This window comes from Runella rosea, assembly GCF_003325355.1.
Classification (GTDB): Bacteria; Bacteroidota; Bacteroidia; order Cytophagales; family Spirosomataceae; genus Runella; species Runella rosea.
Genome location: NZ_CP030850.1, coordinates 3,143,302 through 3,156,062, shown reverse-complemented (window position 1 = coordinate 3,156,062; position 12,761 = coordinate 3,143,302). Strand labels below are relative to the sequence as shown.

Here is a 12,761-nt window from a genome sequence, read left to right as displayed (position 1 = left end):
ACGAAGAAAACCGAAAGTGTTTTGGCAATCTCGTGTTACTTTTGCGGCTTAGACGATGCATTGGTATATAAGTCACTCTTTGGGATAATTTTTTTTTTTGTGCCAGATAAAAGGCCACTGAAAACAGCTACTTCTTCGTATGCGGTTACGAGCATCTGCTTCAATTCTGTAGTGAGAGAGGCCGCCTCGTTCTTTTTGGTGGTTACTTCTTCGGGCGTGAGTTGGGTCAAAAAGTGGGTTATTTGCGGAATAATGGCATGTTCTTCGTCAATGTACCAGCCTGCTCGGTGCAATAATGCCCACGTATCGGCTTCTTTATTTCCGCAAAATAAAATGGCTCCACCCGCGCATACCGAGCTGATTGCCTTGGAGGGTACTGCAATGTGCGTCCACTTTGTGAGCAAACTAACTAAATGAATATCAATATAAGGTAATTGGCTCCTTGGTACATTTTTGAGAATAGTAATGCCCTCTTTGGTACCTGCAATGGCCAAAATGTCGGCGGATTTAGTACCGTAAACGGCTAAAATGAGGTGGTGCTTTTGAGGGTCAAAGTGATGGATAAAAGCCAACAAAAAATCAGCCGAGTGCGCATCTCCGAGGTTTCCAGCGTACCCAAAGTAAATTTTCCCGTCTGCTTTGCGCCATTCAGGCGGTGTTGGGTCGCGGGGCTGGTCGAGCAATACCCCACATGGAAGAATAGTGGTGGGGAGCGATTTGCTGTATTTTTTTTGGATATAGGCGGCCTGATTTGGCCCCAGTGCGAAAAGTTGAGCGGGGGCAAATCGGTAGGTTACCCATTCAACAAAACGATAAATAGGGTTCGTTTTTTTGATGACGCCATCGGCGACAAATCCTTCGGGAAACAAATCCATGGACCACAATGCCCACCGAATTCCGAATAAAGGTAGCAACCAAGAAGCCCAAAAAGGCAACAGCGGTGGGCTGGTCATGCACAGTACGGGCCCGCGACGCACGCGCAGGGTTTTGAGGAGTAAGAATAAGCCGTCAAAAAAACCAGCCGCTAACTTTAGAATTCCTTTATTCCCTTTATAAAGGGTGGAGATTTGAAACGTTTTTCCGATGGGTAAGCGCACTTGCCCGCCGCCTAAATCACTTCGTTTTACGTGGACAATTCGGACGTCAATTCCGTGATTTTCAATTAGATATTTGGTTAAATCCCACGCCGATTCTCCCGTGATACCTGGGTTGGGAGGATAATGCCGATTGATGATGGTCAGGGAAAGCGGTTTGTTTGGGGTTGAATTCATAATGATTGGCTTGCGCTTTCTCTTTTTTTGCGGTTAATCAAGCAGCCCACGGCTTCGGTGCGGTTGGGCGACACTGGCTTATTGGCGGCCAATGCTTCGAGCGCATCTTGAAGGTAAAATTCGGTGGTTTTGGGGCGGTATTTTCCTAAACCGAAAAACTGGTTGTCGATAGCACCTCGGTAAACTTCTACGCCATTTTTATCAAGCAGTACCACTTCAGGGGTTGTTTTTGCGTCATAGCGTTCAACAAGCGTGTGATTTTTGTCGATGATGTAAGGAATGGTAAAACTATATTCTTTCTTAAATTGGCGAATCGCTGATTTCTTGATAGATTTAGTGGGAAAAACTGCCTTAAACGCAACGTTTTGGCCGAATTTAACGTACATTTCTTGTAGTCGCTTGCTGGATTTTTGGCAAATCGGGCATTCAGTGTCATAAAAAATAAAAAGAGAACTTTGCGCCCGTACTTCATTATTCAGTAAACTAAAGCCCGTAGTGAAAGCAAGAAATATCCTAATCAACATTTTATTGTATTTTTCCATGATTCAAAATTAGATAAATGAAGTTGTAAAACATTCACCTTCATGTTTCGTTTTTAAATTTATAAATAATTTGGCGAAGCGTGTTTTGACCCAAATTTTTTATCTAAATTTTCGCCCTGTATCTACATCAAACCAGTAACCCGTCCGAAAATTCCTATATTTCAAAATACTTTTACATGAACCATTTGTTACGCAAGTCTTTACTCATTGTTTTTTGCCTTTTTCTACTCGGTGCGGGGGCGTTTGCCCAGAATCGTACCGTGACTGGAAAAGTTACTTCGGCAACAGACGGCCAGCCCATGCCCGGCGTAAACGTGACGCTCAAAGGGGCACCTTCGGGAGCTAATACTGACGCGGACGGTAGCTACCGTATCAGTATTCCCGCGGGCAAAGTTACGTTGGTATTTTCATTTATTGGAATGCTGAGCCAGGAGGTCAACGTCAATAGCCGTACAACCATCAACGTTGAACTCGCCGAAAACCCGACTCAACTTAATGAAGTGGTTGTAACGGGCTATAATTCTACCCAAAAGAAAGATATTCTGGGGTCCATTACCTCCATTTCCGCCGCTAAATTTAAGGATATTCCGATTGCAGGATTTGATCAGGCATTGCAAGGACAGGCCGCTGGTGTACAGGTGACACAATCGTCGGGAACGCCAGGGGGAGGAGTGGCGGTCAGAATCCGGGGAAATACGTCTATTTCTGCCTCCAACCGCCCATTGTTTGTGGTGGATGGAATTCCAGTGATGGATGAGGCGGTGTCGGGAAGAAGTTTTGGGGGCCAAAATGACAACACCCTTACTTTTGTGAATCCCAATGATATTGAATCAATTCAAGTCTTGAAAGATGCCTCTGCCAAAGCGATTTATGGTTCACGAGCCGCCAACGGGGTGGTGTTGATTACGACCAAGCGCGGAAAGGCCAACTCACGGACCACCATTACGCTCGATGCCCAGCGTGGGGTGGTAGATATTATAAAAAAAGTAGACTTGCTGAATTCGTCTGAGTTGTTGCAGTTGCAGCGGGAAGCCGTTATCAATGCGGGTCAAGACCCCGACCAACGCGGGCTGATTTCGGGCGTCACCGACGGTGTTAACACTGATTGGTTGGATGCCATCTTACGCCGTGGAATTTATCAACAGTATCAAATTTCGGCCACGGGAGGAAACGATAAAACGCGTTTTTATCTTAGCGGTGGTCTGCGGGATGAAGAAGGGGTTCAGCTCAACAATCGTTTTACCCGCTACTCAGGCGCGCTCAATGTAGACCACAAAGCCAGCCAAAAATTAACCATCAGCACCAATATGTCGTTGGGTTTTACGACCAATGACCGCGTAAAAGGGGATAATTTCTTGGACGGTGTTTATTCGGGAGCTATCAAAAGTTTGCCTTTCTTCGCACCCTACAATGAGCAAGGAAAACTTTATACACCGGGCAGCCCGAATTATGCAGGGTTTCCTAATTTTAATCCAGTTGCGCAGGCGCTGTTGCCGCGTTTCCGCACCTACGGCACCAAAATCCTCGCGGGGGTCAGCGGGCAATACGAAATTATCAAAAACTTAAAACTCAACAGTAAGCTGAGTTTGGATTATAACAATTCTGAAGAAGACCAGTATGAGTCGTCTGCTACGGCTATAGGGGGCTTTTTGCCAGCCATCGGCGGTCAGGGATATGGTGTGTATATTACCAATACACTCTTTACGATTTTGAACTCCAACACGCTTACCTATCTTTTTGATTTGGGGGGTAAGCACCACTTCAATACCATGCTCGGAACGGAAATTCTCCAGACTAAAAATCGGAGTTCTTTTGCTTCGGGCCGTATTTTTCCAAGCGACGATTTTACTTACATTAATTCATCGGGGGTACAGGATGCGGCAGGCTCGGGCTTTGCCCAAAATGGCCTTATCTCAGGTTTTGGCGAAGTTCGGTACGACTATATGGAAAAGTACTTGTTCACGTTTACCTCACGTTACGATGGTTCATCGCGTTTTGGGCCTAATCGTCGTTTCGGTTATTTTCCTTCTCTTTCGCTCGGATGGCGGATTTCTGAAGAGCCTTGGATGAAATCACTGGATTTTATTCAGGATTTGAAGCTGAGAGGAAGCTATGGATACACGGGTAACGAACGCATCGGAAACTTTACTTACCTCGGTACTTGGGCAGCATCTACGTACAGCGGTGCCACGGGGGTGAGTCCCAACAACCTCAACAACCCGCTTTTACAATGGGAACGTACCCGCGAAGCCAACGTAGGCTTAGATGTTTCGCTATGGAGTGGTCGATTGAGTGTGATTATGGAAGCTTATGACAACGTTACGGACAACCTTTTGTTCAATCAGCCGCTACCGCTTACGACTGGTTTTGGTGGTTTTCAGGGAAACATCGGTTCTATCTCTAACCGGGGATTGGAGCTGACGATTTCAACGGTCAATATCGACCGAAGTGCCAACCAAGGGCTTCGTTGGAATACCGATTTTAATATCTCGCATAACCAAAACAAAGTATTGGAACTGGTCGATGATCAGCCACTCTTCCGGGGATATTCGGCCAACGGAGTGAGTGCAACCAACGTGATTTTACCAGGTCAGCCGCTCGGAACATTCTGGGGACTTAAATTTCAGGGGGTAGATGTAGCCACTGGCGACGCCCTCTACGAAGACTTTAATAAGGATGGAAAAATCAGTCCTGACGACGCTCAGGTGATTGGCAACGCCCAGCCCCTGCTGGTAGGAGGGCTTACCAACCGGGTTACGTGGGGAAATTTTGATTTAAGCGTATTTTTTCAATTTATGTACGGGAACAAAATATTGAATTTTTCTAATGTAACGCTGCTCGACAATGGTGCCAACCTCGAAAATAATCAGGTGAGAGCGGCTCTGAGAAGATGGCAAAAACCTGGCGATGTAACGGATGTACCGCGCTATGAGTTGGGTAATACCTACAATAACTTTCACAGTAGCCGTTTTCTGGAAGACGGTTCCTATCTACGCCTCAAAAATGTGGCGGTGGGGTATAATTTTCCTTCGCGGTGGCTAAACAAAGTCAAAGTCAGAACGGCCCGCCTGTACGCCTCGGCCATCAATCTTTGGACCTTAACGGCTTACTCTGGGGCCGATCCTGAAGTAAGTACGCTTGATGGCTCTACTTCTGCGCAGGGTATTGACTTTTTTACATTACCCCAAACCCGCAACATAACGGTAGGGTTAACAATTGGTTTCTAAAAACACACATCCGATTTTCTTCACACAATGTTTCAATGGTGTCAAAAATGAATAAATATCATATTTCTTTGGTTATGGCGGTGGGTTTATGGTTAAGCAGTTGCAGAGAAGTTCTGGAGCCGCGACCGATAGATATCTTGGCCGACCAGTTTGTGCTAAACCAAGCCAGCGATGTAGCTACGGTACGTTTGGGAGCGTATGCTGCCTTTAGAGGCACCGCTGCGCCAAAAGTAATTGTAGGAGATTTTACTGCAGATTATATTCAGCACAACGGTACGTTTACGGATTATCAGGAGCTGGGAAATAAGCAAATTACCTCTGCCAATGGTGTGGCAGGGGCGTTGTGGGGTGGTGTTTTTAATACTATTTACGTCTGTAATTTTTTGCTCGAAAAACTCCCCACTGTGCCTGGTGTGCGCGAAGCGGAGCGTAAAACGGTCACGGCTGAAGCCCGTTTTTTACGTGGCATGGCCAATTTTATCGGGGCCACTACATTCGGAGGCATTCCGAATGTTACCTCGACTGATATTGATGTAAATAAAACGGTCTCAAAAGCAAGCAAGGAGACCATCATGGAAAGTGTACTGGCTGATTTTCAGGCAGCACTGACCGATTTGCCCGAAGGAAGTCCTACCGATGGACGTCCTGTTTTTGCAGGCTACGCCACTAAAAATGCGGCGAGAGCAGCTTTGGCGCGTTATTATCTGTACCAAAAAAACTGGGTTCAGGCGGAGGCCTCGGCTACGACTGTGATTAATTCCACTTCTTATGAGTTGGTCAATTATTCGGATGTGGTCTCTGAAGACTTTAACAATGAATCTATTTTTGAAGTAGGCTATACCGCTTCCGACGACCCCGGTACGAGTGCTTTTGGCCTCAATAATCTGTTGGTGGGTCGCCGGGAAGTAATTCCTTCCAACCAGTTTATTACCCAAATCATCTCACGCGATGCGGGCGAAAGAGAAGCAACCGTAGATTTTGATTTTAACGAGCAGGGAGGCGGAGACAACGGCTGGAGCGTTCGTAAATACGGCACCCCCGATGAAGACAACAACAACATTGTGATTTTCCGACTGGGCGAAATGTACCTTATTCGGGCCGAAGCTAGGGCGCAGCAGGGAAGAATTACGGGGGCAACTGGTGCCCTCAGTGACCTGAATGTTTTACGGACGAGAGCCGGTAAAAATACAGCTGCCACCGCCGATAAGCCAACGCTGCTCACAACGGCCTCTCAGGCCGAAGCGCTTTTGCTGGTTGAGCGGGAGCGACTGTACGAATTGGCTTTTGAAGGCCACCGCTGGTATGATTTGGTACGTACTGGGCGGGCGCAGGTAGTTATGTCGGCCTTTTCGCCAAACTGGACCTCAAAATACGAATTATGGCCTATTCCACAGACCGAAATCCAACGCAATCCTTCGTTGGTAGGACAGCAAAACCCAGGTTATTGAGCCAAACAGAAGGTTTGATTTGATATGACGTTTTCGGAAAAAAAATTGAATATGAAAAATACTAAATACACATTTTCTCATTTAGCAGCGTTGGTGGTGACTCTTTTGGCGGGGCTTTGGCTATCGGGCTGTGAAGAACAAAGAATCATTTACGAAGGAGCAAATTTCGTACGCTTTACGGATTCCACGTTGAGTTTTAAGGAAAGCTATTCCAAGGCTATCAAAATTCGGGTGCATAACGGGGGCAAGGTGCTCAATGAATCAATCAACGTTCAATATACGATCGGTGGAACAGCGCGCGAAGGCCGCGATTATCGCATTGAAGGAAACAAAGGAACCGTGATTATTCCAGTAAATCAGAGTTTTGGCGAGATTACGCTGTACCTCCTCAACAATGCCAATAATATTCTGGAATCTAGTACCATTGAGTTTACCATTGCGGGCGTTTCGCCCAGCGATAAAATCAAGGTTGGGTTTGGCGAGGGAGGTTTAGGGAGTAAGATGGTTTTTACCATTCGTGATGCCTGTATCATGGATGGCATTTATACGGGCAGACTTCCTGTGGGAAATCAGGCCTTTCAGTTGGCAGATATTGAAATCTCCAGCGCTGATTGTAAGCGGTATACTATTTCCAATATCAACGTAGGCTTGTTGGGTTTTCCGCAGTTTTTCAATTGGGACAGCCCCGTTGGGTTTCAAGCCGAGCGTCCTAAACTTGATTTTATTGATAATGGAAATAACACACTTACCATTCCGCAACAAGTGATTCCGCAGTTTGCGAGTGGCTACGATACCCTCTCTGGAACGGGCGTGTGGAATCCCGTCAATAAGCAAATCAGCCTCAGCATCAGAATGAAAATTTATAAATTAAGCAATGGCCGAGACAGTATTGTTAACCTACCGTTGATTTATGTGCCGCAATAGTGTGGATTCTAACTGAATTGTTCTCTGATAATCGCAAAAAAATGAAAACCTATATTCGCTATACTGCTATTTTTGGACTGCTGGCTGTGCTGAGCAGTAGTTGCTCTGAAAAAATAGAGCCTAAGCCGTTGACTTATTCGCAATTGCTGACAGGGACTGAAAAAAAAGCTTGGGTGCTGAGCTCGCTTACCATCATTGATGAAAAAGACCCGTTTGAATTGCCAGGCAATCAAGTGTTAGACCCGTGTGAGTTGGATGATCAATTTGTTTTTTATGCCAACGAGGAGAAAAAAATGGAGTACAGCAACGGTGCCACCAAATGCCGCACAACTGAGCCCGAAATTTTAATCACGGATGTATGGCAATTGACCAATGCCAACGCTACCCTTGAGATAGGGATTCCGCGTATATTCGGCGGATTTAAACTGCCTTTTGTTATCAAAACGTTGACCGAAAATTCACTGGTACTGGAATATTATTTTGGAGATATTGATGCCAGTTACCGTTTCTCATTCACTTCAAGCAGTAAGTAGCATGTTGAAAATATGTACTCGCGCCTTTTTAAGCCTGTTGGTGCTTTTATCTTTTTTTGCCCAAGCGCAGCGCCGCACCGAACCCTGCGCTACGATGGAAATGGACAGTTTGCTGCGACTGAGGAATCCTTCTGAAGGTTCGTTGGATGAGTTTGAGCGGGATTTGCAGCGAAAAATGGTTCAAATCAAAGCCCGTATGGCTTCTGGAAAGGGAGCGGCTGAGATTATTACGATTCCGATTGTGGTCCACGTGATTCACAGCGGGGAAGCCATCGGGACGGGTCGAAATATAAGTCAGGCGCAAGTGCAGGCCCAAATTGAAACCCTTAACGAAGATTTTCGTCGTCGGGTCAATACCAATGGTTTTAACAGCGATTCGCGCGGAGCAGATATTGAAATTGAGTTTTGTTTGGCTCAATTTAACCCCCAGGGGCAGCGTATGGCTGAGCCAGGTATTGACCGCGTAAACGGCAACCGTACCAATTGGGCACGGAATGATATTGAAGGTTCGCTGAAACCCACGACCTCTTGGGATCCCAACAAGTACTATAATATTTGGGTTCTGGACTTTGCTGCTCAGGATGACAACCTCCTCGGTTATGCCCAGTTTCCGAGTAATTCCAACCTTTCGGGGATTCCTGGAAGCGGTGGCGCGGCCAGTACCGATGGGGTAGTGATTAACTATGCTAATTTTGGAAATGCGCAAAAAGGAAACTTCTCACTCCTGCGCGCACCCTATAATTTAGGCCGTACTCTCACGCACGAAACTGGGCACTGGTTGGGGCTGCGCCATATCTGGGGCGATTCTAACTGCGGAGACGATTTTTGTGCGGATACACCTTCGCAGGCTTCCGAAAGCCGTGGTTGTCAGAAAGGTAGGATGAGCTGCGGAACCGCTAATATGGTGGAAAACTACATGGATTATTCAGATGATGCGTGTTTTAATATCTTTACCAGAGACCAAAAAACGCGGATGCGGGCGGTAATGGAAGTAAGCCCCAGACGCTCCAGTTTACTCACTTCTAATGTGTGTGGGCAGTTGGTGGTGGGAAGACCTACACCAAACTTTGAAGCTGAAAACCGGGTCGTATTGTTGGGTGCACAAGTAAAATTTACGGACTTGTCTACCAACTTTCCAACGGCTTGGCAGTGGGAATTTGAAGGTGGAGACCCAGCGGTTGCTACTGAGCAAAATCCAACGGTAACCTACCGAACTGCGGGTAAGTTTAAAGTGACGCTGACAGTTTCCAACGCGTCGGGGGCTTCCACTCCGTTGACCAAAACGCAGTATATTGAAGTTGTCAATGCAGGGTTATGCGCTACCGTAACCAATTTTACGGGCACGGGGACGGTCATTCGGCAATCGACGGGCACGGGATATGTATCGGGGCAAAACAGTCGACGAACACAAGCCGTGGCCGAACTGTTTCCCAATACGCTTGGCTATACCAATTTGCGAGGAGCTTCGCTTAAATTTGGCGTGGCAAAAGCCGCCCGAGGAAATGAAACGGAAGCGGTTGTGCGGGTGAAAGTGTGGAATGCACGCGGTTTTCAAGGAGGACCAGGGTCTGAATTGACAACCAAGGAGGTCCCGCTTCGACGGATTTTGGATGATGTTCGAAACAACCGTGCCACTACCGTTGTATTTGACCAAAATATTGATTTGTCGCGCCAAAATAACTTGTCATTCTTGATTGGTATTGAATTGGATTACGTAGCGGGAGATACCGTGGCGCTCACGACTACCCTCAATGGCGAGTCGCTCAATGCGACCTCGTGGGAGCGCAATTCAAGCGGAAACTGGGACCGCTATATTGTCCGGACGGGTCTGAACGTGGCGCACAACATCACCGCACAAGTGGGTATGAAAGCTTCGGTACAAATACAAGCTTCGGCGCAGTTTATCAATCCGGGCGAAGCCGTAACTCTTCAGGCTCGGGGCGCGTCGGTCATCAATTGGTCGCCTTCGGAGGGTCTCAGTGCTACGCTCGGACCGCAAGTGATTGCCCGCCCAAGTCGTACGCTTACGTATTTGGTCAAAGGGACTGGTTCTGACGTATGCTTGGATTCTGCCAGCGCGACTATCTATGTGCGTAATGTTCAGATTTTATCCAATGAGACATTGCCCGAAAAAGATTTTGCCATCAGCCCCAACCCTACGGATGGAGTAGCTGATGTCAGCTTTACCAATGGGCTGAGAGGAAAAGTAACGCTTCGACTGCGTAGCATCACTGGACAGGAAGTTTGGCGGGGCGAATTTGAGAAAACCAGCGATTTATTCCGTCAGTCTATCAATGTTCGCACATACCCTGCGGGTTCTTACTTTATTGACCTGCAATTAGGTGACTTCGTTGACCGAAAACGACTTGTGAAGTATTAAACGAATAGCATCTAGAAGAATAGGTTATAACGAAAAGATATAACTTTCGGTTATGGCCTATTCTTTTTTTTATGATTCTTGATTAGGATTTTAGCTGAGCATCAACCAAATTTGCATAACAATAGTAATTCAATAGGATTGAGTCGTCTATAATTTAAAAATATAATTGTAGGAAATCTCCAAAACTATTACTCCAAAGGCTCTAAAAGCCTTTTTACGTTTAAAAATAAAAATATTAAGTCGATAGAATATAGGTACTATGACAATCCCATTCTCACCAAACGTTAGCGAAGCCGCCCGTCGCGATATACTGGAGCTGGAAAGTAAAATTAGTGTATTTCGCAGTGGTGAAGTACCCGAAGAAGCGTTTCGTAAGTTTCGTCTAGCCCGTGGAGTATACGGACAGCGTCAGCCAGGAGTGCAGATGATTCGCATCAAATTGCCTTACGGACGCATTACAGCCGATCAATTGGTGCGCATTGCCGATTGCTCCGATAAATATGCCACTGGAAACCTGCACGCTACCACGCGTCAGGACATTCAACTTCACTTCGTGAAACTGGCAGATTCGCCAGCGCTTTGGGCTGAGTTGGAAGATGCAAATATTACGTTGCGCGAAGCCTGCGGAAATACCGTTCGTAACGTAACTGCCTCAGCACGGGCGGGTGTTGACCCCGAAGAGCCTTTTGATGTTACGCCCCACGCTCATGCTATTTTTGAATACTTCCTGCGCAATCCAATTTGTCAGGACATGGGTCGCAAGTTTAAAATTGCGCTCTCATCATCTGCGAAAGATTCGGCCTATGCATTTATGCACGATGTAGGGTTGATTCCAGTAGCAAAAATAGCTGAAGATGGCACCCAGATCAATGGCTTTAAAGTGTTGGTGGGCGGAGGATTGGGCGCGCAACCGCTTTTGGCTAAGGTCGCCCATGAGTTTTTGGAAGAGCGATTCGTGATTCCGTTTATCGAATCTGTGATTCGTGTATTTGACCGTTATGGCGAGCGTGTGCGTCGCCACAAAGCACGCATGAAGTTTTTGTTGGCTGATATTGGTTTGGAGGAATTTTTGAAACGGGTAGAAGAGGAGCAAAAGGCCCTTAAAAATAAAGAGTATGCCATTGAACCTCTAGCCTTTGCGGCCAATGATTTATTAAAGGCAAGTGAAAGCAAGCTAACTCGCGAAGATTTGATTGCGGCTGAGCCCGAACAAAATGCCCCTTACGTGCATTGGCTTAAGACCAACGTTTTTGAACAAAAACAAAAAGGCTGGTACGCAGTACAATTGCGGGTGTTGTTGGGTGATATGCACTCATCAACCGCGCGTAAATTGGCAGACATCGTACGTGAATACGCCGCCGATGACATTCGGGTAACGGTCAATCAGGGATATATTCTTCGATTTGTAAAAGCCGAAGATTTGCCCGCTATTTATGCAAAACTCAATGAATTGGGCTTGGCAGAACCTGGTTTTGATACCACGGCTGACATTACCACCTGCCCAGGTACCGATACTTGTAATCTGGCGATTTCGAGCAGCTACGGTATTACCCGTGTGTTAGAAACGATGATGAAGGAAGAGTTTCCTGATATTATTTACAACAATGACATCAAAATCAAAATCAGTGGTTGTATGAATGGCTGTGGTCAACACAGTGCCTGCAACATTGGTTTTCACGGCAGTTCCATCAAAAATGGCAAACTCGTTTTGCCCGCGTTGCAGGTCTTGTTGGGTGGAGGCTTCAACGGAGCGGGTGAAGGAATGATGGGCGATAAAGTCATCAAACTTCCCACCAAACGTGGCCCTGCGGCTTTACGGACGTTGTTGAACGATTATGAAACCAACGCCTTTGAGGGAGAATATTATAACGATTATTTCCTGCGTCAGGGTAATAAATATTTTTATTCAATGCTCAAACCGTTGGCTGATTTGACCACGGTGGTTAGCAGTGACTACGTTGACTGGGACCACGAAGAGCCTTTCCAAACCGAAGTTGGAGTGGGAGAATGCGCCAGCGTGTTGATTGATTTGGTGGCTACGACAATTATTGAGGCCAACGACAAACTCAACTGGGCCACCGAAAACCTCGAAAAGAAAATCTGGGCCGATGCCATTTATCACGCTTACAACGTATTTGTAACGGGTGCCAAAGCATTATTGGTAAGCAAAGGAGTGGCGACCAATACACAGTACGGGATTGTGAAGGATTTTGACGAGCATTTCGGGGCTGATTTTAGCGATCTTTCCGAAGGAGTTTCGTTTAAAGAGTTGGTGTTTAGCATCAATAAGAACGAACCGATACAGGAGTTTGCCGAAGGGTTTGTGGCCAAAGCTGCGCATTTTATTGGGAAAGTAAATCAAATTCGTCAGCAACAATTGGAGAGCGAAGGTGAGCCTGAATTAGCGCTGGTGGAATTTGGAAAAGATAGCTAAGA

General features: G+C 46.4%; 8 protein-coding genes. 6 read left to right on the top strand and 2 right to left on the bottom strand.

Going from position 1 to position 12,761, the window contains the following annotated elements; translation table 11 throughout:
• Positions 1–35: 35 nt before the first annotated feature.
• Positions 36–1,271 carry a glycosyltransferase family protein gene (locus tag DR864_RS13125; protein WP_229599576.1) on the bottom strand — a complete coding sequence of 412 codons (1,236 nt, stop codon included), beginning with the start codon at positions 1,269–1,271 and terminating at the stop codon, positions 36–38.
• Positions 1,268–1,813: a redoxin domain-containing protein gene (locus DR864_RS13120; protein WP_114067412.1), complete on the bottom strand. Its 546-nt coding sequence runs from the start codon at positions 1,811–1,813 to the stop codon at positions 1,268–1,270. The genes DR864_RS13125 and DR864_RS13120 overlap by 4 nt, the downstream gene beginning before the upstream one ends.
• A 176-nt stretch (positions 1,814–1,989) precedes the next feature.
• Between DR864_RS13120 and DR864_RS13115 the strand changes: the two genes are divergently transcribed.
• The 6 genes from DR864_RS13115 to DR864_RS13090 all read left to right on the top strand — a co-directional run bounded on the left by DR864_RS13115 (position 1,990) and on the right by DR864_RS13090 (position 12,759).
• Positions 1,990–5,040, top strand: coding sequence for a SusC/RagA family TonB-linked outer membrane protein (locus DR864_RS13115; protein ID WP_114067411.1), 3,051 nt, complete (start codon positions 1,990–1,992; stop codon positions 5,038–5,040).
• Positions 5,041–5,087: 47 nt separating this feature from the next.
• The gene (locus DR864_RS13110) at positions 5,088–6,488 is read left to right on the top strand and encodes a RagB/SusD family nutrient uptake outer membrane protein (protein WP_229599575.1); all 1,401 of its coding nucleotides are present in this window, start codon (positions 5,088–5,090) and stop codon (positions 6,486–6,488) included.
• A 51-nt stretch (positions 6,489–6,539) separates the two neighbouring features.
• Positions 6,540–7,412: a hypothetical protein gene (locus tag DR864_RS13105; protein WP_162793785.1), complete on the top strand. Its 873-nt coding sequence runs from the start codon at positions 6,540–6,542 to the stop codon at positions 7,410–7,412.
• A 41-nt stretch (positions 7,413–7,453) separates the two neighbouring features.
• Positions 7,454–7,945 (top strand): lipocalin family protein, encoded by a 492-nt coding sequence (locus DR864_RS13100; protein ID WP_114067408.1) that lies wholly within the window; start codon positions 7,454–7,456, stop codon positions 7,943–7,945.
• A gap of 1 nt (position 7,946) precedes the next feature.
• The gene (locus tag DR864_RS13095) at positions 7,947–10,325 is read left to right on the top strand and encodes a M43 family zinc metalloprotease (RefSeq protein ID WP_114067407.1); all 2,379 of its coding nucleotides are present in this window, start codon (positions 7,947–7,949) and stop codon (positions 10,323–10,325) included.
• Between the two features lie 259 nt (positions 10,326–10,584).
• Entirely contained in the window at positions 10,585–12,759 is a 2,175-nt protein-coding gene (locus tag DR864_RS13090; protein WP_114067406.1) for a ferredoxin-like domain-containing protein, read from the top strand.
• Positions 12,760–12,761 lie beyond the last annotated feature (2 nt).